We start from the raw sequence: 21,861 nt of genomic DNA, 5'->3' as shown, positions 1-21,861 counted from the left end.
TCATCATGCGCCGCCGCCCCGGCGAGCCGGACACGTTCGTGGCGCGGCTTCGTCGGTACACGAGACACCGCTGAAACGCTCTCTCCCCCGCTGCTTCGCGCCCACGAGCATCGACAGAACACGAGGTGACACGGATGTCGGAATTGCACGACGACGAAGAAGGGCTCGCCCAGGCCGCAGCAGCAGCGGCCAAGCACAGGAAGGAGCACCCGGACGAGGCGCGGCAGGAGGCGACGCAGGAGGCCGAAGACCGAATGCAGGAACGCCGGTTGGCAGAGAAGTACCGAGCCGCCCGGGCTGCTGGTAAGGACGTCGACGACCCGGATGTGCAGGACGGGATCGAACGCGAGATGGCAGCCGAGGACCGGGCTGCGGGCAAGACGCGCGGGTGACGCAGCGAGGGATGGTTCCAGCATCGAGATCATCCCTTGCTGCCCCCGTACTCCTGAAGCTGTCCTGAGGCGCAGAGCAGAGCGATCCCGGTGGAGCCGGCCCGCAGGCTCGATAGCGGGCGCGCGTGCGATGCGAGTGGCACTCCGGGAGGCCAGCAAGGAACCGCCACCGCGGGGAGCGTGCGAGCGCGGCCTCCACCGTTCCCGCGATCCACTCCCGCGCCGCGAGTTCGACCTCGAGCTCATCCCGAACTGTTCCAGATAATGGCGTTCACCCGGAAAGCGGTTATCAGCCGCTGGATTTCGAGCCGGCCGCAGCGCCGCATCCCTTCGGCACCGTAAGGCGCAGTGGTGGATCCCGCGTCGTCCGCGCCAGATCGGACGGAGAAGCTCTCTCGTTCCCCGCCGCGACGACGCCGGATTCCTGTTGACTGCTGAACTTCCACGCTGCTCCGCAGCAGCGACCGTCCCAGGAAAGGGAAGCCATGACCGACCGCCGCAGTCTCAGCCCCGATACCGCACGTCAGCTCACAACCACGACGAAGACCAAGCCCCAGATGCGCGGCATCAGCCCGCGATACCTGCTCCGCGCGCTGCCCTGGGTGGACGCCCCGTCGGGCGTGTACCGGGTGAACCGCCGGCGCACCGTGCTGCTGGGTGACGACGCCATCAACACCACCACCGAAGGTGGAACCCCGCGGATCGCGCCGGAGGAGCTGCGCGAGGTGCCTTACCTGCGCGAGGTGGACGAAGCGCTGTTGACGACGCTGGCCGAGGCGTTCACGCGGGTCGATTTCACCGCCGGTCAAGTGCTCGGGGTGGAGGGGAGCCCGTCGGAGCAGCTGTGGGTACTGGTGCAGGGACGTGCGGAGAAGACCACGACCGGTCGGTACGACGAGACCGCGCGGGTCGATGTCATCGCGGATGGCCAATTCTTCGATCTGGACTCCTGGACCCGGTCCGAACCGCTGCCGTGCGGGGTGACGGCGTTGACCGCCGGCACCGCGCTGTGCTTGGAACGTTCCGCACTGGCCGAGCTCGCGGACCGCGACGACGCGTTGCGGACCGCCGTGGAGGCCTACCTCGCCGGGCAGATGCCGGCGCACGGTGCCGAGACCCCGGTGGATCTTGCTGCCGGCCACGCCGGCGAACCGGACCTGCCGGGTACCTACGTGGAATACGAGGAAGCGCCCCGCGAGTACCACATGAGCCTCGCGCAGACGGTCCTGCGAGTGCACACCCGCGTTTCCGACCTCTACAGCGAGCCGATGGACCAGACTCGCGAACAGGCGGACCTGACCATCCAGGCGCTGCGCGAGCGGCAGGAAGCCATGATGCTCAACCACCCCGAGTTCGGACTGTTCCGCAACGTCGCCCCCGGTCAGCGCGTGCAGACCCGCACGGGCCCGCCCACACCGGACGACCTGGACGAGCTGCTCAGCCGGGTGTGGAAACAACCGTCCTTCTTCCTGGCGCATCCTCGCGCCATCGCCGCTTTCGGCCGCGAGTGCACCCTGCGCGGCGTTCCCCCGGTCACCGACACGCGGTTCGGCAGTCCCTTGTTGACCTGGCGCGGCATCCCCCTGCTGCCGTCGGACAAGGTGCCGTTCAAGGGGCCGGCCGGTGCCGGCACGACCGAAATCCTGCTCATGCGCGTCGGCGAGGCGGACCGCGGCGTGGTCGGCTTGCGACCCAAGTCGGTCCAAAACGAGGTGGAGCCCGGCTTGGCGATGCGGGACATGGGGCTCGACCGCAAAGGCATCACCTCGTACCTGATGACGGCGTACTTCAACGTGGCCGTGCTGGTCGAGGACGCGCTTGCGGCGCTGCGCAACGTCGAGGTGTCGCACTACCATGACTGAACAGGACATGGTGCGGCGCGCCACCGCGAGCGGCGTGCCGCCGTCGGCGCTGCCCGGCGCGACGTCGGCCGCAGCCGCGTTCCCCGATGCTGCCTGCCCGGATTCGGCATCCCCCGAGGCGATGCTGTCCGGTGCGGAAGCGCTCGCCGCCAGCAGCGCCCCGGTCGCCATGAGGACGGAACCGCGCGGCCAGCACCGGGTGCCGGCGTTCGACCCGTGGCAGGCGCGCCGGGACGTGCCGATCCTGCACCGCACCGTGCAGGAACGCCCGCTGGTGTGGTTGGACAACGCCGCCACCACGCAGAAGCCGCGGCACGTCATCGAGGCGCTGTCCGAGCACTACGGCGCCACCAACTCCAACATCCACCGCGGTGCGCACACCATGGCCCGGGAGGCGACCGAGGTGTACGAGGCCGGCCGGGCGAGCGTGGCCGACTTCCTCGGGGCCGACCAGCCGGAGGAGATCGTCTTCGTGCGCGGCACCACCGAGGCGATCAACCTGGTCGCGCAGTCCTGGGGACGGGCCAACATCGGCCCCGGCGACGACATCCTGGTGCCCGTGCTGGAACACCACTCGAACATCGTTCCGTGGCAGCTGCTCGCCCAGGAGCGCGGGGCCCGGGTCGTGCCGGTGCCGTTGCTCTCGGACGGGCAGATCGACCAGGAGGCCTACGCCGACCTGCTTTCCTTCCGGACCCAACTGGTCGTGCTCAGCCAGGTGTCCAACGTGCTCGGTGGTGCCCAGCCCGTGCAGGAGATGGCCGCACTGGCCCACCGCTACGACGCCCGGGTGCTGGTAGACGGAGCGCAGGCGGTCGCTCACCTGCCCGTCGACGTGCAGGAGCTGGGGGCCGACTTCTACGTCTTCTCCGGGCACAAGCTCTTCGGCCCCACGGGAATCGGTGCGCTGTACGCGGAGCGGGACCTGCTCGAACGCATGCCGCCCTGGCAGGGCGGGGGCAGCATGATCGACACAGTGACTTTCGAGGACACCACGTACGCGCCCATCCCGTACCGGTTCGAAGCGGGCACGGGAAACATCGCCGGAGCCGTCGGAATGCGCGCCGCTGTGGACTGGTTGCGATCCTTCGACCGGGAGGCCGTGGCAGAGCACGAGCACGAGCTCACGAACTACGCCCGCAGATCCCTCGCCGCGGTTCCTGGGCTGGAATTCGTGGGTTCACTTCCGGAGCGGATCGGCGTGCTGGCCTTCACGGTGGCGGGGCAGGACCCGGCCGCAGTCGCCGAGCACCTCGACGGGGACGGGATCGCCGTGCGGGCCGGGCACCACTGCGCGCAGCCAACGTTGCGGCACTACGGATTGGACAGCGCGGTCCGGATGTCGTTGGCGTTGTACAACACCGCGCAGGACGTGGACGCGCTGGTCGATTCGTTGCAGCGGCTCCAGCGCGAAGCACCTCCGAGTGAACATGCCCCGCATCCCACCGACGAGCTACCATGATCAACTAAGCCCCGGCGCCGCGGCAGCACGCTCCAGCTGCCGCACGGACCGCCGAGAGGAGATGAACGTGTCGATCTTCGACGACATCGGCAACGGCTTCAAGAAGGCAGGAGAGGCCATCTTGAACGGCACTGCCAAAGTCAACGGCGCCATCGTCAACGGCCTGGGAAAGGTCGTGCACGTCGAGGGCTTCTCCGACGAGGAGCTGGCCCAACTCCCCGACGGCGTGACGCCGAGCGAGAGCTGGGCAAAGCTGTCGGCAGCCCTGGCGGAGGCCGAGCAGCACGCCCAGGCGCTGGCCGAGGACTGGGAGAACCAGCAGCACGTCGCCGCCCTCATGCAAAGGGAAACGGCGCAGACCGGATGACGTCCTGGTCGGGGCAGCCCGGTGCGGGCTGCCCCGACCAGGAACGCGTGGCACCGACCAGCGCCGGGGCCGCCCGACGTCCAGCCGCGCGTTGAGAAGCACCGATCGCCGAGGCCGACAAGACGTTCCCGCTCAACCGCCTGAAGGGGTCGCGCCGAAGCCGACGGGCTCTCCTGCGAGCTTCCTTCCCACGCCGTCCGCGATGACGCGCATCGAGACTCTCGTGATCAGCAACGGTCGGGCGATCCTCATCAGCTTCGGGCACCTCGTCTACGGCATCGAGTGGGACCTCGGCGTCACCGCCACCGAACGCTGCCCGGGGCCCTGTGGTGGAGCGGTGAGCAATACCAGGCATTCGTCGGTGCCTACGGTTTCGGCGTCACCCAGCGGTCCGACTTTCCCACCGCGCAAGTCGTCCCGGTTCGAGATGACCACCTGGTTCATGCAGAACACATGTGGGACCTCGTCTACAACGGCATCCTGCACTCCGTCATCGCCGGCGGTGCGAAAACCAACGGCACGGTCCACAGCGCCTTCAAAGTGCCCCGCCCCGAAGGCTGGCAAGGATGACATGACGACGGGCCGACTCTTCGCCCGTCGTCGGCGCGCGGTCAACAACAGCGCGCCCCCTCCACCGGCACCCAGGGCGATGGTGCCGGCCAGCTTGATCACCTCCAGCCGGATCTGGTCCTCGGCGGTGCCGCTGCCGAAGACCACCATCAGCACCGCGGCGGCGAACACGCCCACGAGCACCACCACGACCGCGCCCAGCCAGATCCCCCACATCGGAATCGGCCGCACCGACGCCTGCCGGCCAGCAGCGCGGTTCTGGCGACGGGCGCGCGTCACCGCCCGCGGAATCGCAACCGCCGGGAGCAGGAGAGCCCCGGCGAGCGTGATCGGACCAGCACTCCCCCAAGCTCGCAGGAGGTCCACGCTCCAAGCAGCCACCGCCGACCAGGGCACCGAGAGCAGGAGCCCACCGGACAGGAGTACCACCGCTGTCAGCAGGACCCACGTCGAGACGCGTGCCCGCTTCAACCGGGCCACCGCTTTCCGGACCATTGCTCCCCGCACGGGGCCATGATCACATCAGTGCAGCCTCACATGAGGTGGTTCCGTTCGGTGAGCGAGCGCGCGGAGGACGCAGCTACGGCGCTTACCCCTTGGGGACCGTATAGGGGACAGACAGCCGTACACAGCCGGACTCAGCCGGACACGGCCGGACACGGCCGGACACGGCCGGACCGCACGCGAACGACCCCGTGGCCTGTCTTCGCAGGTCACGGGGTCGTCGGTGCTGGGTGCCGGGTAGAGGATTCGAACCTCTGAAGGCAGTGCCGGCTGATTTACAGACTGCCAACCGCGGCCCTAGTGACCAGGCGTTTTGTTGTTCGCGTGGTCTTTGCGGGACCACATAGGGACCGCGAAGGAGCGTACTGCGAAGTCCATCCGTATTGACACCTCGCTCGCGGTACCGACTAGCGCCCTGCCGGCGCGCGGCCAGCAGCAGCGCATCGGCGAGGGCACCGATATCCCGGCTTCGCCCGATGCAGCTCCGCCAGGGCGGTCACGGCCTGCTCGGGGGCCGTGCGGTGGGCAGCGCTGTGCGCAGGTCACTCGGCGAGCATCTCGTGCGGCGCAGCGGGATTTGGCACGATCGCCGGGATGGATCTTGAGGCTCTTCCTCCCGCAGTGGACCCGTCCGTGCCGAGCCCGGCGCGCGTGTACGACTACGCCCTCGGCGGTGCGCAGAACTTCGCCGCCGACCGCGCCGTGCTGGATCAGATCACCGAGATCTTCCCCTCGACCCCGCAGCCCGCGCGCGACAACCGGGACTTCCTGCGCCGTGCAGTGCGCTTCTGCAGCCAGCACGGCATCCGTCGGTTCCTCGACCTGGGCTCGGGAGTGCCAACCGTCGGCAACGTCCACGAGATCGCCCAGCAGCACGATTCCGACGCCCGCATCGTCTACGTCGACAACGATCCGGTCGCCGCCGCCCACGCCTACCGACTCCTCGACGGAGTGGCCGGCGTGACCATGCTGCAGCAGGACATGCGCGACACTGAGCACCTCCTCCACCAGCCCGAGGTGCAGGCCCTGTTCGACGACCAGGAGCCCGTCGCGGTGCTCATGGTGGCCATGGCCCACTACCTCAAACCCGCCGACGATCCGGTCGGCATCCTGCGCGCCTACCGCGAGGCGATGCCACCCGGCTCGTACCTGGTGTTCTCGCACATGACCGGAGACGACTTCCCCGAACAGCTCGCCCAAACCGTGGCCGTGTTCAACGCCGACGTCGCCGACGACGACCAGATGCTCCTGCGCAGCCACGCGGAACAGCACCAGCTGCTCGGGGACAGCGGGTTCGCCCTCGTCGACCCCGGCCTGACCTACCCGGCGTGCTGGCGACCGGAACCCGCCCTCGCCCCCGACAACGACCCGCGCAACGCCACCTTCTACGCCGCCGTCGCCCACCCGCGCCGGTAAGCAGAGGCGGCGCCGTGACCAGCAGTGACCTACGCAAAGCGTTCGTCCAGCTGGACCAGGCGGCAACATCGACGGACCTCGTGGCGGCAGCGAGATGCGCCCAGCTCGTCGTGCAGCCGAACCGACGAAGCGACGCGCCGAGCCTGGACGTTGGCGCGGACACGGGTTGCGTGACAGATGTGGCCTGCGGAAACGCTTCCCTATCGGGAGTGTCTCGTGAACGATCGGTTCTGAGGCGGTACGCAGAACGTTGAACACACCAAAGAACGGTGAAGACACCTCTCCTGAGGCTCCAACGGGTTACCGGACGGTGTAGACCCCCGTGGACACGGAGTGGTAGCCCTTGGCGCCCACCGCGCGGGCGAGTGGGCTGCGGGGATCGTCGTCGGCGGCGATGCGGTCGAGGACGTGGCGGAAGTCGTAGCGGGGCCTCCAACCCAGTTCGACGCGGGCGCGTTCGTTGATGTAGACGCGATCGAGCCGCGGGAACAGCGTCCAGCCCCGCTGCGCGTACACCTCGTCCACCTCCGGAAGCAGACGACGTACCACGGCAGCCGCGTCCTGGCCGAGTTCGGCGAGATCATCGGGATCGAACGGGGTGGTGGCGCTGATGATGTAGCGCCCGAAGCCGAGCTGCGGCGCTCGTTGCGCCGCCGCCATGTGGGCATCGACGACGTCGGCGACGTCGACGCGGCGGTAGAGGAACTCGTTGGCTTTGACGTTCGCGTCGGTGTAGCGGGCACGGACGTCGTCGCGGTCATCGAGTTCGAGGAAGAACCGCGAGGTCCGCAGCACGACCACGGGCAGGCCGTGCTCGCGGTGGACGAGTTCGCAGAGATTCTCGGCCGCGGTCTTGGTCACGCCGTAGATGTTCTTCGGGGTCGAGGTGACGTCTTCAGTGATCCAGGCAGCCGGTTCTCCCGCGTCAGGGGTCAGCGCATGCCCGAAGGTGCTCGTGGTGCTGGTGAACACGAAGCGTGCGACACCGGCGGCGACGGCCTCCTCGAGCAGCACCAGCGTGCCGGTGATGTTCGTGTCGACAAACGCCTGCTGCTCGTGCGAGCCGACATGGGGCTTGTGCAGCGTTGCGGCATGCAGGACGGTGTCGACACCGCGCAGGCACTCCCGAGCTACCTCACGGTCGGTGATCGACCCGACCACGGTAGTGAACGGCGAGCTGTCGACGTCGAGGCCCACGACCTCGCGGCCCTGATCGCGCAGGACCCGAACCAGGGCCTCACCGAGATGTCCGGCGCTGCCGGTCACGAGAACTTTCTGACCAGGCACAGCATGATCGTAGTGTCCATGTGTAGGTGGGATCATGAGTTCTCCCGTGCGGTGATCGCCAGTGGGGCACGGAACCAGCTCGGCAGCTGTGCAGTCACAGCAGGTCCTCGTTTCCGGTTCCGGGTGCTGCGGCGTTCGGGGGCGAGGCGGCGTCGATCTCGACGAGCAGCGCAGTTTTGCGTGCTGGTTCGGCGAAGCTGGCGTGCACGCCGTTGCGGGCGAGCTGGGCCAGGGGCGCGCGGTCGAGTCCCATTGCCGCAGCAGTGCGGTATTCGCCGGTGAGGTCGGTGCCGAACATCGGCGGGTCGCAGGAGTTGAGGGTGACCAGCAGCCCGGCATCGAGCATGCGCGGCAACGGGTGCTCCTGCAGCGATCTCACCGAACGGGTGCGAAACGGCCGCGGTCATCACGAATTCCTCCAACGGTCAGCTCGCACCGCACACACCCTGGTCGGGCGTGCGGCGGGAGAGGAGATCGGCGCGGGTGTCTCCAGCCTGTTACCAGGCGAGATCGCCGCGTTCGTGATCCTGACCGTAGAGAGGAAGCGCAGGCACCACCCATCCCACAACGCTGTTGGGAGGCGCCTGCGTCACCACACCCGCATGCCAAATCACTGTTGGTGCCCGTCGACTCCGCCGATTCGGGGATCAGATGCAGAATTCGGATGTTCCTCAAACCCCGACCAGCGGAACGTCGAGACGCTGCGCGAGGTCGCGGGCGAACGTGGACTTGCCCGCCCCACCGCTTCCCAACACCGCGACCCGCTGCATCCCGGCCGACGCTACCGCGCAGCGCGCTCACGCACTCAGTCGTCGAACACTTCCCGCACGTTGGCCTTGATCTTCCCGTCGTAGCTGTCGACGACGAGGAACCAGTGGTCGTCGTAAGGGACTTCCAGCGCAACAGGGGTGAAATCGCAGAAGCCGCCATGGAACTCGTACTCGTCGCTATCGAGGTAAGCCTGGTAGTGGCCCACATCCATTAGACACACGCGCGCCGGCGACCCGCGCAGTTCCACCTCGAAACAGGCCCCGCCCGCGCGATCTCCCAACTCCCACCAGAGATGTTGCAACATGCCGCCATTCGTATCCCACAAGCCGTCCCGGCCACATGAAGATCACGACGATTCACAAGATCGGCCGAGCACCGCTGCCTGCCACCAGGCAGGGTGAAGCAGATGCCATTGCCGGACCGGTTCGTTGCCGAGCGGGAGCTGACCTGCTCCGACAAGGCCCTCGTCACGGCCGGCCACCTCGACGGGCATCCGGTGGTGGCCAAGCAGCTGACCAGCCTCGATGCGTACTGGCGTGGCCGGTTCGCCCACGAGATCGCGGTGCACCGCGCCGTCGCGCAGCCACCCGCGCCCGCGGGCCCGCCGCAGCTGCGCGACACCGACGGGCAGTGCGTGCTCGTCGTCGACGATCTCGGCGGAGCTGCGCTGCATCCGCAGCGCTACCCGCAGCACGTGTGCCTGCCGCAGCTGCGCGCCGCGCTGGCCACCCTGCACCGGCTGCACACCTGGGCCCCGCCGGTCGATTCCGAGGTGTGGCGGCCGGACCGGGACGAGGCTGCCGACCTGGCCCGCGCTGAGGCGACCGGCTGGGGCGAAGACCGCGACTGGGCGCGGTTGCAGCACCTGCTCGCCACCACTTCCCCCAGCGAGCCGGCCCACGGCGATGTCGTGCCGCCGAACATCCTGCTGACCGGCGAGGGCATCGCGCGGCTGGTCGATTGGGAGTTCGCCGGGCTGCGCCGGCCCGGGTGGGACCTGGCGCTGCTGCACACCCTGCTCACCCGCACCCCGGTGGCCCAACACCTGCTGGCCGAACACGCCGCCACGACCGGGGTGTGGGACGGGTTCCTGCTGCAGCGGGCCCTGGCCATCGCCCGCGAAGTCCGCATCCACACCGCCCTGCCCGACGACATCTTGCGGTCCCAACGTCTGGCGTTGCTGGGCACCGCCTGGCGACTCCTGGCCGCAGACCTGCACCGGTGAGCCACGCCGTGAACGGCGGCAGCGCGAAACCGCGCGTGCACCCCGGAAGATCGGTCCGCTGAGAGCGTCGCACAGCGCCTGGGGTGATCGCCCTCGACTGAGCAGTCCATAGTGCCGCCTGTTTGCTTCACACAGGCGAACTCCCAGCGCACAGTGCTGCTATGTCGCTCACTGGGAACGGCCGCACCGTGGCGAACCGCTACACCAACTCCCCGCCCGCCACGCCGCATCGGCATCCGAATCCGGCGGGCCGACAAGCTCGACGACCGGGACCAGGGCTTCGGCGAGTGCGGCCCTGCTCCGATCAGGTGCGTCTGCGCGCCAGGTGTAGTGCGCTGGTGGATCTTGCCCATACCGTCGCCGGACAGCGCATCCACGGCCGCGTTCGGATGCTCAACGAGATCTTGGAGGGATTCTCTATGGGTGCTGCTCAAGGCGATATGAAGGTAGCGGAGCAGCCGGAAGGCACGCGGTTGACGGCCACTGAGGAGACGCTGGCCGCCGAGGTGACGACGGCCACGACGAACTCGGCACCCGGGGACGCGTAAACGCGTGCCATCCGGAGGTGAGCTCGACAGCGCTCACCGGTGCGGGTCGGTTGGGGAAACCTCGGTGTTCTCCCCGCCGGCCCTCGGTGGTGCTGGCCCGGCGACCACGACTATCGAGCAGGTTGCCCTGAGCGTGGGCCTGCGGCCGCGCTGGCGCTCACGGACCGGTGTGGTGTCTCTGTCGGAATGTGAGCTGATCGATGATGCTGGTGCGCCCGCACCGGGTGCTCACGGTCTCGGCCAGGGGAACAACCCGGCCGAAGCGCGTCTTTATGCGCTGAGCGAGGCACTGGAGCGTTTCCTGACAGGCCCGGCGAGCCTGGACAGCGCGGCCGTGCGTTTCATCCCCGCCGAGGAACTCGCCCACGGCATACTGGCCGACGAAGCGAGCGCACCACTGCTCAGGCAGCTCACCGGAAGCGAAATCGCGTGCTACCCCTACCAGGCACTTCATGCTGGCCGCGACGACGCGACGCTCCCGCTGTACCTGGGTGCCCCGTGGTACGCGGGTCACGACGGACACGTCTACCGGGATCGCGTCGGCGACCGCGCCGATTACCAGGGGCTGTCCCGGTACTCCGTCCAGTCCGGTTATGGCCTCGCACCTACCCAGGATGAGGCCGCTGTCCATGCCTTGCTGGAGACAGTGGAACGTGACGCGTGCTCACTTCTGACGATTCGCGCCCTCATGTCGGGTCGGGTGCCCACGGTCATCGACCCGCGCACCCTGCCGGAAGAGCTCGCCCTGCTCCACGACCAGGCCCAGCGTGAAGTCAGCGCCACGATCTATCTCGTCGACGCCACAACCGACCTGGGCATCCCAACCGTTCTCGCCTACTGCACACCCAGCGATGGACCCCCTTATCGCCGAGGCCAAGCTGCCGCGCTCGCCACACGCAACGCCGTCAGCGGCGCGATCACCGAGCTCCTTCAATCCCAACTGCCTCGTACCGCGCCGCCACCCGTTGCCCTGACCCTGCTGAAGCCCTATCCAGCACTGCACCGCTGCGCCCGCTTCGACCTCACCGACGCTTTGCAACGGGCGCACACCACAGCGTTCCTCGACCAACCTTCGCCCGAAACCCCTCGTGCACAACTGCGCGAGGTTCTCGCCCGTCTGGACGCAGCCGGGTTCACCGCCTACCAACGGCACTTAGCCGTACTACCGGACGACGTGAGCGCTGTGCACACCCTGGTACCAGGCCTGGAACGCTTTTTTGCCATCGTCAACGGGGCGCTCGTCGTTCCCGGCCCCCGCGGCCGAACGTGCTGACGCTCGGGCGATGACTCGATTGGACCCGACCGCACCATCTGCGCAAGTCAGGTACTGCTGGCCGCGTCGTGCTCGACCAGCAGCCGCGCCGCCTCGGCGAGCGCGTCTCCGGCACCCTCCGCTTGCACAAGCTCGGTTGTGCCGATCAGCGCCCGCCAGCCGCGATCGCCTCGAAGTCGTTCGACATGTGCTCTTCCATTCGGCCGAGTGGGCAAGGCAGCGCCGCTAGCGGTACGGAGCGGAACCCACTCTTCGATTCCAGTGCCACGCGTCGGCGTCGCGGAACCGGCTGGGATACAGGTCGGCCTCGTCAACGTCGGGACGACGGGCGGCATCGACCTGCGCGGCACTGCGCAGGTCCTCCTCGTGGGTTCGTGACTGCCGCGCACCTGGAGCAACGGTTCGGGCGCCCAGACATTGCGGCGTACCCACACGGCCCGGCCCGGGCGACGGGCGCCAACACCGCAACCTCATCCTCGCCACGCAGCAGCAACGCGCCGGAAAACCCGTGCACGCCGACCACGACAACATCGGTGTGCCAGCTCGCCTCAGCGATCTTCACTTTGTTCCAGATAATGACGTATTATCTGGATCAGCGTGCTCGGCGAGCAGGGACGACATCCTGCGTCGGCACAGGCGAGCGCGACGCGTCATCTGGAACAGGAGAAAGCCGTGGGCACCGTGACCGCCCTGCACGCCGAGCCGCCGCGCGAAGCACCGCCGGCTCAGGAGGTGCTGGCCGCGTTCGCCGAGCACCTGCGGACCACGCGCCAAGCCGGCGGCACGAGCACCGCGGAGCAGACGATCCGCTCCTACACCACCGCGCTCGGCCGGCTCGTCGACGACCAGCAGCCGGTGCACCGGCTCGACGCGCAGGTTGTGCAGCACCGGTTCCGGCAGCAGTGGGGCCAGGCCAGCGCCTCGACGTGGAACGCCCGCCGTGCTGCGCTGCGCGCGTTCTCGGACTTCCTGCGCGAGCAGGGATGGAGCACCGGCGACCTGGCCGCGGGGATCGACCGCGCCAGCCTGCCACGTGCGCAGGACCGGTCGCGCCGCCGCGGCGACATCGAGCGGCTGCTGTCCGACCAGCGCCACGCACTCCGCGACCGGGTGCTGTGGCGCCTGCTGTACGACACCGCCGCCCGCGCCGAGGAGATCCTGGCGCTGAACGTCGACGACCTCGACCTGCGCAACCGGCAGGCCACGACCACCCGCAAGGGCGGCGTGGTCGACCGCGTGACCTGGTCGCCGAGCACCGCCCGCGCCCTGGCGCGGCTGCTCGGCACCCGCCGCCGCGGACCGGTGTTCCTCACCCACAGGCGCGCGAAGGGCACCGCCCACGGCGCCGTCGCCGACCACGACCTCGACCCGGACACCGAGCGCGGCCGACTCGGCTACGACGCGGCGCTGAAGACCTTCAAGGCCGCCACCGGCGGGTGGACGCTGCACGACCTGCGCCACTCCGCACTGACGCACGGCGCCGAAGACGGCCTCGCCGTCACCACCCTCATGGTCAAATCCGGCCACCAGGACGTGCGCACCCTGGCCCGCTACGCCCGACCCTCGACCGAGCGGGCCCAACGCCAGTGGGAACACGCCCGTGGGGAGTGACCCAGGGCCAGGGCCAGGCCCTGCCCGCTCGGACGTGCCGTCCCATGAATAATGGGTCCCCACCAGGAGTACGAACATTGCACGGGAGTCCACGTGGAAACGGTCCAGGTCCTGCTGCCCATCAGCCGCCACAGCTACACGGAGTTCCACGTGACCGGTGGAACCAATCCGCAGCTGCGGGCCTTCGGCGAGCATGTCTCCGTTGGTTTGGCCGCTGCGGGCAACGACAGCGGCGACCTCGACGAACAGGACGTCGCTGCTGCGGAAGCCCTGATGCAAGCCGCCACGGAATACCGCAACGCCGTGCGCGCTCGTGTCGCCGACCGCCATTCGGGATGAGTTGCTCCCCGCACACGTCGATGCAGCGTATTGATGTAGCGGGCGAGGACTGGTCGTACGATCCGAAGCTCGACGGCTGGCGGGCCGTAGCCAGCCGGACCGTGCCGCGGCCGAGGACGTGCGTTGTGGCAGGCTGCGCTGCAGTGCCGCTCTGGTTTGCGGCGCGTTGGCCGCGGCCATAGTCTGCGACGATGGTCGTGAAGCGGTTGCAGGCGGCGGCCCTCGTCCTCGGCCCGATCATCTTCGCCGCGTCGCCGTTCTTCTGGGTCAACGGGCACTACGGCGTCAACGGCGGGATGTTGATCGCGATTTCCACGGTGCCCTGGGTTTTCGGACTGATCGGCGAATACGAACGGCTGCGCGAACGCGTTCCGTTCGCGGCAGGGCTGTGGTTGTTGCTGCTGCTGATCGGGATGTTCGGCAACATCGCTTTCGGTCTACAGGGCTTCTTCGAAGGCGCTTTCGACCTGCACGACCGGGCCGGCCTCGCACGGTTCGCTGATTACCCACCGCAGAGCCTGCTCGTGCTGTGGTTGCCCGGGCCGGCCTTCCCCGGTGCGCTGCTGGTCTTCGGCGGGCTGCTGCTGCGGAGCCGGATGGCCCCGTGGTGGGACGCGGTGCTGATCTGCCTGGCCGCGATCGTCTTCCCGCTGGGCCGCGTGCTTCGAATGGGCTGGGTCGCCTACGTCGCCGACCTGTTGATGATCATCGCGTTCGCCCACCTCGCCTGGCGCGCCTGGCGCAGAACTCTTCCGGCGAGAAGTCCCTGAGCGCAGCGCCCGGGGGGGCAGGTGAGCGAAATGACATCGGAGTCGCACGGGTTTCCGATGGCAGGTGGCGCTGTCCGAACACGAGCGAGGTGGCCGATGGAGCTCCAATTCCTCCGCCCGATCTTCGATTCCGCAGGGGACGTCGCCTCGGTGCACCTGGACACCAGTCGCGGCGCGGTCGATTCGGAGAAGCCGATCGAGCTCCGCTGGCGGGCGGCTCGGCGCTCGCTGGCCGAGCAGGACGCCCCCCAAGAGACGCTGGCCGCTCTGGACGAGGTGGTCGGCGGAGCTACCGACGTTCCGGGACCGCAGGGGAAGCGCTGTTCGCCTCCGGACCGGAACTGCTGGCGGCGCACACCATGGCCGAGCCGCCGCGCGGCAACAGCGCGGCGCACCTCCCGGTGGCCGACCCGCTCGCGCTGGCGATCGACCGGGACCACCAGCTGGCGCACGTCGTCGTCGCGGTGGACCGCAAGGGCGCCGACATCGACGCCTACCCGGCGGCCGCTTCGGCCCCGTCGTTCCAGCGCACCTTCAACGGCTCCACCCTGCACATCACGCGGGTGCGCGCCGGCGCGGTCTCGCACGCCCAGTACCACCGGCGCTCGGTGAACTTGTGGACGGAGAACCCCGCCCAGGTCGCCGAGGACGTCCGGGAAGCCGCCGCCGAGGTCGAGGCCGCGGTCGTCCTCATCGCGGGCGACCCGAAGGCCATCGGCCTGCTGCGCGAGCACCTGAAAACCGTCCACCGGCCGGTCGGCTGGTCTACGTCGAGGGCGGCCGGACCGACCGCTCGGCCCTCGACGGGCTGCGCACGAGCGTGGACGCGGCGATGCGGCAGGCGATGGTGGAAAGCCACCAGGAGGTGCTCGACCAGCTCGCCGCGCAGCTGGCAGGTGGCCAGGCACTGCAGGGCACGGGGCCTGTGATGGAGGCGCTGGCGCAGGGGCGGGTCGAAACGCTGCTGCTGCGCTCGGCGGCGCACGGGAACGCGCAGTTCACCGAGATCCTGCCGGGCACCGACTACGAGGACGGGGTCGCCGCGATGGTGCGCTACTGACCAGCTCCAGCCGGGGGATCCCGGCCCGGGCCGGACTCGTCACGCTCCTCGGCGCCCACCAGCTTCGCGAGCAATTCCTCGGCCCGCTTGCGACGGCGGATCAGGTCGTCGGTGCGCAGGTCCTTGCCCAGCGACACGCACATCAGCACCATGACCAGGGCGAACGGCACCGAGGCCAGGAAGGTCAGGTGCTGGATTCCCTCCAGGGCGTCGTCCCCGCCGGAGATCAGCATGATCGCGGCGACCGAGCCGGTGGCCACGCCCCAGAAGACGATCATCCACCGGCGCGGGGCGATCGTGCCGCGCTGGGCGAACTTGCCCATCACCAGCGAGGCCGAATCCGCCCCGGTGATGAAGAAGATGGCCACCAGGACGATCACCAGCACCGTGATCACCGTCGGGATCGGCAGCGCCTCGATGACGCTGAACAGCTGCACCTCCTCGCCGCCGGACCCGACCACGTCGGTACCGCTGCGCTGCAGGTCAACCGCGCTCCCGCCGAAGATGGCGAACCAGGCCACGCTGACCGCGCTGGGCACCAGCAGCACCCCGCCGACGAACTCGCGGATCGTGCGGCCCCTGCTGATCCGGGCCAGGAACGTCCCGACGAACGGTGCCCAGGAGATCCACCACGCCCAGTAGAAGATGCTCCAGTGCGAGAGCCATTCGTCCACGACCTCGCTGCCGATGGCCCCGGAGCGCGCCGCCATCTCGGCGAAATCGGCGACGTAGTTGCCGATCGCCGTGGGGATCAGGCTCAGGATGAACACGGTCGGCCCGGTCACCAGGACGAACAGCGCCAGCAGCGCGCCGAGGCTCACGTTGGTCGCCGACAGCCACTGGATCCCCCTGGCGACGCCGGAGACCGCGGAGGCGACGAAGCAGACCGTCAGCACCCCGATGATCAGCACCAGCACCGGTGCGCCCACCGCCCCGATCCAGCCTGCACTGCGCACCCCACTGCTGATCTGCAGCGTGCCGATGCCCAGCGACGCCGCCGAGCCGAACAGCGTTGCGAACAGCGCGAGGACGTCGATCACCTTGCCCAGCGGCTTGGCCCAGCGCCGCTCGCCGAGTAGCGGGGCGAACGCAGAACTGATCAGCTGCCGCCCGCGGCGAAACGCGCCGTAGGCGATCGTCAGCCCGACCACCGAGTAGATCGCCCACGGGTGCAGCGCCCAGTGGAACAGCGTCGTCGCCAACGACGTGCGCACCGCGGCCGCGCTCGGCGGCGCGACCGCCTCCGGCGGCGGCTGCGCGTAGTGCGCGAGCGGTTCGGCGACGCCGAAGAACATCAGGCCGATGCCCATGCCCGCGATAAACATCATCGCGATCCACGACGGCGTGCGGAACTCCGGCTGCTCGTCGCCGCCAAGCGGGATCGTTCCGTAGCGGCTCAGCGCCAGCCAGCCGACGAACACCACGAACCCGGTGGCGGCCAACGCGAATCCCCACCCGATGTCGTCGATGGCCAGCCCAGCCCGGCCTCGGCGAAGGCGCCCAGGCTCGCGGGCGAGGCGATGCCCCAGCCCAGGAAGAACAACACGAGCACCGCCGCGACGCCGAAGACGACCCGGTCGGTCGAACCTCGAGTGGCCTGGTTCGACGTGCTCGGCGCTTGCTCCCCCATGAATGCACCTCGCTCGCGGGTTCGTCGTGGCCACATCATCGGTGCGCCCACCGCGGGCGGCAACTGCGGGTGCGTACCGGGCCTCCCCGGAGAACACCAGCTCGCGGCCGGGGCCGGCACCGGGATGGTCGTGGCCGCCTGCCCGAACACACCGCGCTCACACGGTCGAACACCGCTGCGCGCTACCGCGAGCACCTCCACACCCGCGCCCAGACCGGCGAACCGGTCACCGACGCCGAATGGCAATGCGCCGAACACCTCCGCACCGCCGCCCGCCAGGACGTCGACCAGCAGTAACGCCCGACGATTAGAGCGTGTCTCATGTGGGGATTTTCTTGTAGCAGGTGAGTGCGGCGGCGAGGCGAGGAAGTGTTGGCACTGCGTTCGTAGCGCAGGGCCAAGCGGCGGTAGCCGGTCAACCAGGCAAAGGTCCGCTCGACGACCCAGCGATGCCGACCCAGTGTGTCGCGGGCTTCGATGCCGGTGCGGGCGATGCGCACGGTGATGCCCTGATCACGGACCCAGCGGCGCAGTTCGGTCTGATCGTAGGCTTTATCGCCGTGGAGCTTGCCGGGCTTGCGGCGTCGTGGCCCGCGCCGGGACTTGACGGCTGGAATGGCCTCGACCAGGAGTGGCAACACCTGGGAGTCGTGGGTGCTGGCTGCCGAGACCGCCACGGCCAACGGCAGGCCCGCCTGATCAGACACGGCATGGATTTCCGAGCCGGGTTTACCTCGATCGACCGGGTTCGGGCCGGTCAGTGATCCCCTTTTTTCGCCCGGACCGTGGCCGCATCAACCACGGCCCGTGCCCATTCGATCTCGCCCTGACTGCCCAGTTCATCGAGGACTGCCTGATACAGCACGTTCCAGAGTCCGGCCTCGGTCCATTGCTGAAACCGGCGATGCGCTGTCGGCACCGTCACACCGAACGAGGGCGGCAGGTCCCGCCAAGCACATCCGCTGGTGAGCACGTAGACGATCGCAGTGAACACCGCCCGGTCGTCGGCCGGAGCCGTACCACCCCCTGCGGACGCGGCGTGAACTGCGGAATCAACGGCTGGACCAGCGCCCACAACTCATCCGGAACCAGCCGCTGCGACAACCGATCCACCACGCCCCAACCCGCCTTCACCTCCCCACGTGAGACAAACTCTTAAGCAGGGGGCCTGTGCTGGGTGTTCTCCTCGCTCTTCGGCGGCGCTACGTAGATCTCGGGAAGCAGCGAGAGGTCCTGCGCGCTGAGGGATCGGACCGCTTCGTACACGCGCTGCTGATGCGCCCTGATTCGCTCATCGATGACCCGGCCGAGTTCGACGGCCAGTCGCCCGGTCTGCCGGATCGTCGTCTCGTCAGGTTGGGGGCGCGGAGCGGAGGTGACGGCCACACCATTGGCGTTTCCTTCGGAGTCCTGGGACACGCCGGTGACGAAATTTCCGTGCGCGTTCACCCGGCTGTCCACGTAGTACTCGTGGAGTCGTTCGAGCGTCGTGTGCCATTGCTTGACATCACCGCGCAGGCCGGTCTCGGCGAAGTCTTCGGCACTCAGCGCGGCGGCGTGCTCCTGTTCGGAGAAGCACCGCCGGTAGGAGAGGAGCGCCGTGGTCCACAGGGATTCCACGACGAGTTCCTGCGCCGCCGTGTGCTCCTGCGGCAAGAGATTGAGGATCTGTTCGCAACAACCTGCGACCTTGGCCAGCTCCTCGGAGAGCGCTGTCAAGTCGGCCAAGGACAGGGAATCGGTCGTTTGCCACCGGCGCACCGTTGCCGGCGCCGCGGAGGCTGTCGCTGCTTCGTCTCCCACGAGTCCACCTGCGCATTCGAGCGGTCGTCTGCACCATCGGAGTTGTGTCGAGCGGGGTGCGAACCGGGCCTCCGGACGGATTCGTCCGAAGGACTGATCCCGGTTCGTGTTGCGCTCGTTCTAGCGTTCGTAGATCGGCACCAGTGTGGCTCGGGCGAGCGTGTGCCCGGACAGGTTGAACCCGAGAAACGCTGGAGCGGCGTCCTTGCCAACGCCGATGCTGGCGACGTCCACGGCGTGGACCACGAAGTAGTAGTGGTGCACGCCGTTGCCCTCGGGCGGTGCGGCACCGAGGTAATGCCGGAGGCCTGCATCGTTGGGCAGGCTCAGCGCTCCTTCGGGCAACGCGCTGCCGTCCGGGTCACCAGCGCCGGCGGGCAACTCCGTGATGTGGGCGGGGATGTCGCAGACGGCCCAGTGCCAGAAGCCGCTGGGCGTGGGCGCAGCCGGATCGTAGCAGGTGACGGCGAAGCTGGCCGTGTTCGTGGGGAACCCGCTCCAGGACAGGTGCGGTGAGGTGTCCTTTCCGCCGGCCCCCATGATGCCGCTGACTTGCGCACTGGGCAGCGGGATGTCGTCGCTGATGTCGTTGCTGGTGACGGTGAACCCGGGTACTTGGGCCAGGAACTGGTACGGGTCGGGGCGTTGTGCCACGGTGGTTCTCCTTGACTGCTCGGCGCGGCTGACGCCGTCCGGGCGGAGCGGGGGTCAGCTGTTGTGCCTGCGGTGCTCACGTGCGATGTATTCGGCTTGACGGATGGCCAAGCTCACGATCGTCAATGTCGGGTTCGCGGCGGCGCCCGTGGTGAACTGGCTGCCGTCCGAGATGAACAGGTTCGGGATGTCGTGCGCTTGGCCGAACCGGTTGACGACGCCGTCACCGGGGCGCTCGCTCATCCGGCAAGTGCCGAGATTGTGCGTCGAGGGGTAGGGAGGTGTGGTGATCGTGCGCTTGGCGCCCACCGCCTCGTAGATCGCCCGACCCTGCTGCTGGGCGTGCTGCCGCATGGCGACGTCATTTTCGTGATCGTCGAAGTGCACGTTCGCCGCGGGGAGGCCGTGCTGGTCGGTGACGTCGTCGTTGAGGGTGACGCGGTTGTCCGCCTGGGGCATGTCCTCGCCGATGAGCCACATGCCGGCGGTGTTGATGTAGTCGTCGGCGCACTTCGTCAGTTCCGGGCCCCACTGTCCCGGGGCGACGAACGTGGTGAAGAACGGCGGGCCGAGCGCGATCGTCTGCATGTAGTAGCCGCCGACGAAACCGCGGCTGGTGTCCAGCCACGACTCATCCGAGATGCAGCCGGCCATGGTCTCACCGCGGTACATGCGCACCGGCTTGTCGAACTGGCCCCACACGGTGGCAGTCGTGTGGCGCATGTAGTTGCGACCGACCTGTCCCGAGGAGTTCGCCAGCCCGTGCGGGAACAGTGCCGAGCGCGACAGCAGCAGCAACCGCGGCGTCTCGATGGAGTTGCCCGCAACGCAGACGACGCGGGCGCGCTGACGGCGCAGCGTGCCGTTGCGATCGGCGTAGAGCACCCCGGTGGCGCGCCCTTGGTTGTCGTGCAGGATCTGGACGGTGTGGCTGTCCGGGCGCAGGTCAAGGTGACCGGTTTGCTGCGCCTTCGGCAGCTCGGCGACCCGGGGAGACCACTTGGCACCCTGCTTGTCGCCCTGGAAGTTGAAGCCGTCCTGGATGCTGGCGGGCCGTCCGTCGTACGGTTCCACGTTCGTCGCGTACGGGCCGGTCGCGTACTGCTGGTAGCCGATCTTCGCCGCGCCGTTGGCCATGACCTTGTAATTGTTGTTCGCCGGCAACGGCGGGCGGCCGTGGCGGTGGCTCACCCCCATCTTGATCTCGGCCTTGTCGTAGTAGGGCTCGAGCTCGTCCAGAGTGATCGGCCAGTCCAGCAGGTTCGCTCCCGCGACGTCCCCGTACGCCTCCCGGGCGCGGAACTCGTGGGGCTTGAACCGCGGGCACGCACCGGCCCAGTGCGTCGTCGTCCCGCCGACGGCTTTGACGACCCATGCGGGCAGATTCGGGAAGTCCTGGTGGATGCGCCAACTCCCGGAGGTGGTGCGGGGATCGCCCCAAGCCATCTGAGCGAACGCCTTCCACTCGTCGTTGTGGTAGTCCTCAGCGGTGAGGTACGGCCCGGCCTCCAACACCACGGTCTTGATGCCCTGCTGGCAGAGTTCGTTGGCCAGCGTGCCGCCGCCCGCTCCGGAGCCCACGACGATGACCACGTCCTCGTCGTCGTAGTCGAAACGTGTCATGCCGTCTCCTCCTGTTCGATCTTCGGTTCTGGCAACCAGTCCAGGTCGTCGAATCCGCGTTCGAGGTAACCTCCCTTGTCGAAGGAGGGGCCCTCGTAGCCCAGCAGGTCCCACACCTCGTGGTCGTCGTAGAAGGCGACCCCGGCCACCGCGAGAACGTCCACGAAGAACGGTGCGTCCTGGATCCCGCGCAGGATGGTGAGCGTCACCGCTTCGTCCAACTCGACGAACGGGGTCGGCCGCAACGAGTCCAGGTCGTTCAGTCCTTGGCGCAACTTCGCCCGGCGATGGGGGTTTGACGCGACTGCGTCGAACACGGCCTGGGCCGTCCGCTCGTAGGGCCCTCGGGGAAATGACTCGTGCGGATACATGACCTCGAGCATTCTGATCAAGGTCTGACGGTCGTGGTCGGAGAACAACTCCATCAGGGCACCTCTCCTTCGCGCTGCGGTCGTGCGAATCCCGGACGCAGCAGGCGGTTCTGTTGCGCCGGGTGGTCGTCGGCGCTTCGCCGTTCAGCTCGTGAGGATCGCCCGCCCGCCGGGGATCCGACCATGCTCGAGGTCGTCGAGGGCGGCCACCGCGTCGTCCAGCGGATAGGTGTGCGTGCGCAGCGACACCGCGCCGCGGGCGGTGAGCGTCATGAGCTCGTCGAGGTCGTTGTAGGAGCCGACGAGGTTGCCGATGATGTTGA

20 protein-coding genes and 3 pseudogenes are annotated in these 21,861 nt (G+C 68.6%); 12 read left to right on the top strand and 11 right to left on the bottom strand.

Translation table 11 applies throughout. From position 1 onward, the window contains the following. The first annotated feature begins 134 nt into the window (after window positions 1-134). The 4 genes from ACYVJE_RS09895 to ACYVJE_RS09880 all read left to right on the top strand — a co-directional run bounded on the left by ACYVJE_RS09895 (window position 135) and on the right by ACYVJE_RS09880 (window position 4,083). Window positions 135-392, top strand: a complete 258-nt coding sequence (locus tag ACYVJE_RS09895) for a hypothetical protein (RefSeq protein ID WP_461144241.1) — start codon at window positions 135-137, stop codon at window positions 390-392. 485 nt (window positions 393-877) lie between these two features. Then, entirely contained in the window at window positions 878-2,254 is a 1,377-nt protein-coding gene (locus ACYVJE_RS09890; RefSeq protein WP_461144240.1) for a family 2B encapsulin nanocompartment shell protein, read from the top strand. Beyond that, complete coding sequence (locus tag ACYVJE_RS09885; RefSeq protein ID WP_461144239.1) at window positions 2,247-3,716, top strand: SufS family cysteine desulfurase; 1,470 nt, start codon at window positions 2,247-2,249, stop codon at window positions 3,714-3,716. The genes ACYVJE_RS09890 and ACYVJE_RS09885 overlap by 8 nt, the downstream gene beginning before the upstream one ends. Before the next feature lie 67 nt (window positions 3,717-3,783). Further along, entirely contained in the window at window positions 3,784-4,083 is a 300-nt protein-coding gene (locus ACYVJE_RS09880; protein WP_461144238.1) for a hypothetical protein, read from the top strand. A gap of 270 nt (window positions 4,084-4,353) precedes the next feature. Here ACYVJE_RS09880 and ACYVJE_RS09875 read toward each other — a convergent pair whose 3' ends face one another. Beyond that, window positions 4,354-5,148, bottom strand: a complete 795-nt coding sequence (locus ACYVJE_RS09875) for a hypothetical protein (RefSeq protein WP_461144237.1) — start codon at window positions 5,146-5,148, stop codon at window positions 4,354-4,356. Between the two features lie 603 nt (window positions 5,149-5,751). Between ACYVJE_RS09875 and ACYVJE_RS09870 the strand changes: the two genes are divergently transcribed. Then, window positions 5,752-6,573 carry an SAM-dependent methyltransferase gene (locus tag ACYVJE_RS09870; protein WP_461144236.1) on the top strand — a complete coding sequence of 274 codons (822 nt, stop codon included), beginning with the start codon at window positions 5,752-5,754 and terminating at the stop codon, window positions 6,571-6,573. 300 nt (window positions 6,574-6,873) lie between these two features. Here ACYVJE_RS09870 and ACYVJE_RS09865 read toward each other — a convergent pair whose 3' ends face one another. The 3 genes from ACYVJE_RS09865 to ACYVJE_RS09855 form a co-directional block, all read right to left on the bottom strand. Next, on the bottom strand, window positions 6,874-7,860 hold the full coding sequence (locus tag ACYVJE_RS09865; protein ID WP_461144235.1) for an NAD-dependent epimerase/dehydratase family protein: 987 nt from the start codon (window positions 7,858-7,860) through the stop codon (window positions 6,874-6,876). A gap of 94 nt (window positions 7,861-7,954) precedes the next feature. Then, complete coding sequence (locus ACYVJE_RS09860) at window positions 7,955-8,239, bottom strand: hypothetical protein (RefSeq protein WP_461144234.1); 285 nt, start codon at window positions 8,237-8,239, stop codon at window positions 7,955-7,957. 426 nt (window positions 8,240-8,665) lie between these two features. Further along, window positions 8,666-8,935, bottom strand: coding sequence for a DUF1883 domain-containing protein (locus ACYVJE_RS09855; RefSeq protein WP_461144233.1), 270 nt, complete (start codon window positions 8,933-8,935; stop codon window positions 8,666-8,668). Between the two features lie 102 nt (window positions 8,936-9,037). Here ACYVJE_RS09855 and ACYVJE_RS09850 point away from each other — a divergent pair, with 102 nt between their 5' ends. The 7 genes from ACYVJE_RS09850 (at window position 9,038) to ACYVJE_RS09820 (ending at window position 15,457) form a co-directional block, all read left to right on the top strand. Beyond that, the gene (locus tag ACYVJE_RS09850; RefSeq protein ID WP_461144232.1) at window positions 9,038-9,856 is read left to right on the top strand and encodes a phosphotransferase; all 819 of its coding nucleotides are present in this window, start codon (window positions 9,038-9,040) and stop codon (window positions 9,854-9,856) included. A 612-nt stretch (window positions 9,857-10,468) separates the two neighbouring features. Continuing rightward, window positions 10,469-11,677 (top strand): YcaO-like family protein, encoded by a 1,209-nt coding sequence (locus tag ACYVJE_RS09845; protein WP_461144231.1) that lies wholly within the window; start codon window positions 10,469-10,471, stop codon window positions 11,675-11,677. A 672-nt stretch (window positions 11,678-12,349) separates the two neighbouring features. Beyond that, window positions 12,350-13,288 (top strand): tyrosine-type recombinase/integrase, encoded by a 939-nt coding sequence (locus ACYVJE_RS09840; protein WP_461144230.1) that lies wholly within the window; start codon window positions 12,350-12,352, stop codon window positions 13,286-13,288. A gap of 93 nt (window positions 13,289-13,381) precedes the next feature. Then, a complete protein-coding gene (locus tag ACYVJE_RS09835; RefSeq protein ID WP_461144229.1) occupies window positions 13,382-13,627 on the top strand; it encodes a hypothetical protein in 246 nt (81 codons plus the stop codon). 191 nt (window positions 13,628-13,818) lie between these two features. Next, on the top strand, window positions 13,819-14,397 hold the full coding sequence (locus ACYVJE_RS09830; protein WP_461144228.1) for a hypothetical protein: 579 nt from the start codon (window positions 13,819-13,821) through the stop codon (window positions 14,395-14,397). A gap of 359 nt (window positions 14,398-14,756) precedes the next feature. After that, window positions 14,757-15,326, top strand: coding sequence for a baeRF2 domain-containing protein (locus ACYVJE_RS09825; RefSeq protein WP_461144227.1), 570 nt, complete (start codon window positions 14,757-14,759; stop codon window positions 15,324-15,326). Continuing rightward, the gene (locus ACYVJE_RS09820; RefSeq protein ID WP_461144226.1) at window positions 15,326-15,457 is read left to right on the top strand and encodes a hypothetical protein; all 132 of its coding nucleotides are present in this window, start codon (window positions 15,326-15,328) and stop codon (window positions 15,455-15,457) included. The genes ACYVJE_RS09825 and ACYVJE_RS09820 overlap by 1 nt, the downstream gene beginning before the upstream one ends. Here ACYVJE_RS09820 and ACYVJE_RS09815 read toward each other — a convergent pair. The 7 genes and pseudogenes from ACYVJE_RS09815 to ACYVJE_RS09785 form a co-directional block, all read right to left on the bottom strand. Beyond that, window positions 15,451-17,087: pseudogene (locus tag ACYVJE_RS09815) on the bottom strand (BCCT family transporter). The gene ACYVJE_RS09820 and the pseudogene ACYVJE_RS09815 overlap by 7 nt on opposite strands. A 319-nt stretch (window positions 17,088-17,406) precedes the next feature. After that, window positions 17,407-18,203, bottom strand: a pseudogene (locus ACYVJE_RS09810) (IS5 family transposase). Window positions 18,204-18,242: 39 nt separating this feature from the next. Further along, complete coding sequence (locus ACYVJE_RS09805; RefSeq protein ID WP_461144225.1) at window positions 18,243-18,890, bottom strand: hypothetical protein; 648 nt, start codon at window positions 18,888-18,890, stop codon at window positions 18,243-18,245. A 120-nt stretch (window positions 18,891-19,010) separates the two neighbouring features. Then, the gene (locus tag ACYVJE_RS09800) at window positions 19,011-19,544 is read right to left on the bottom strand and encodes a YbhB/YbcL family Raf kinase inhibitor-like protein (protein ID WP_461144224.1); all 534 of its coding nucleotides are present in this window, start codon (window positions 19,542-19,544) and stop codon (window positions 19,011-19,013) included. 54 nt (window positions 19,545-19,598) lie between these two features. Then, the gene (locus ACYVJE_RS09795) at window positions 19,599-21,167 is read right to left on the bottom strand and encodes a GMC family oxidoreductase (RefSeq protein ID WP_461144223.1); all 1,569 of its coding nucleotides are present in this window, start codon (window positions 21,165-21,167) and stop codon (window positions 19,599-19,601) included. Continuing rightward, window positions 21,164-21,592, bottom strand: a complete 429-nt coding sequence (locus ACYVJE_RS09790; RefSeq protein ID WP_461144222.1) for a hypothetical protein — start codon at window positions 21,590-21,592, stop codon at window positions 21,164-21,166. The genes ACYVJE_RS09795 and ACYVJE_RS09790 overlap by 4 nt, the downstream gene beginning before the upstream one ends. A 90-nt stretch (window positions 21,593-21,682) precedes the next feature. Beyond that, window positions 21,683-21,861, bottom strand: a pseudogene (locus ACYVJE_RS09785) (NAD(P)-dependent alcohol dehydrogenase); the annotation flags it as partial.

The organism is Salinifilum aidingensis (genome assembly GCF_054782015.1).
This window is presented reverse-complemented; position numbering and strand designations above follow the sequence as displayed.

What these genes read in the sequence shown, in the direction of transcription:
- ACYVJE_RS09895 (WP_461144241.1), top strand. Translation starts at nt 135, where the DNA reads ATGTCGGAATTGCACGACGACGAAGAAGGGCTCGCCCAGGCCGCAGCA.
- ACYVJE_RS09890 (WP_461144240.1), top strand. Translation starts at nt 878, where the DNA reads ATGACCGACCGCCGCAGTCTCAGCCCCGATACCGCACGTCAGCTCACA.
- ACYVJE_RS09885 (WP_461144239.1), top strand. Translation starts at nt 2,247, where the DNA reads ATGACTGAACAGGACATGGTGCGGCGCGCCACCGCGAGCGGCGTGCCG.
- ACYVJE_RS09875 (WP_461144237.1), bottom strand. Translation starts at nt 5,148, where the DNA reads ATGGTCCGGAAAGCGGTGGCCCGGTTGAAGCGGGCACGCGTCTCGACG.
- ACYVJE_RS09870 (WP_461144236.1), top strand. Translation starts at nt 5,752, where the DNA reads ATGGATCTTGAGGCTCTTCCTCCCGCAGTGGACCCGTCCGTGCCGAGC.
- ACYVJE_RS09855 (WP_461144233.1), bottom strand. Translation starts at nt 8,935, where the DNA reads ATGTTGCAACATCTCTGGTGGGAGTTGGGAGATCGCGCGGGCGGGGCC.
- ACYVJE_RS09850 (WP_461144232.1), top strand. Translation starts at nt 9,038, where the DNA reads ATGCCATTGCCGGACCGGTTCGTTGCCGAGCGGGAGCTGACCTGCTCC.
- ACYVJE_RS09830 (WP_461144228.1), top strand. Translation starts at nt 13,819, where the DNA reads ATGGTCGTGAAGCGGTTGCAGGCGGCGGCCCTCGTCCTCGGCCCGATC.
- ACYVJE_RS09825 (WP_461144227.1), top strand. Translation starts at nt 14,757, where the DNA reads ATGGCCGAGCCGCCGCGCGGCAACAGCGCGGCGCACCTCCCGGTGGCC.
- ACYVJE_RS09820 (WP_461144226.1), top strand. Translation starts at nt 15,326, where the DNA reads ATGGAGGCGCTGGCGCAGGGGCGGGTCGAAACGCTGCTGCTGCGCTCG.
- ACYVJE_RS09795 (WP_461144223.1), bottom strand. Translation starts at nt 21,167, where the DNA reads ATGACACGTTTCGACTACGACGACGAGGACGTGGTCATCGTCGTGGGC.
- ACYVJE_RS09790 (WP_461144222.1), bottom strand. Translation starts at nt 21,592, where the DNA reads ATGGAGTTGTTCTCCGACCACGACCGTCAGACCTTGATCAGAATGCTC.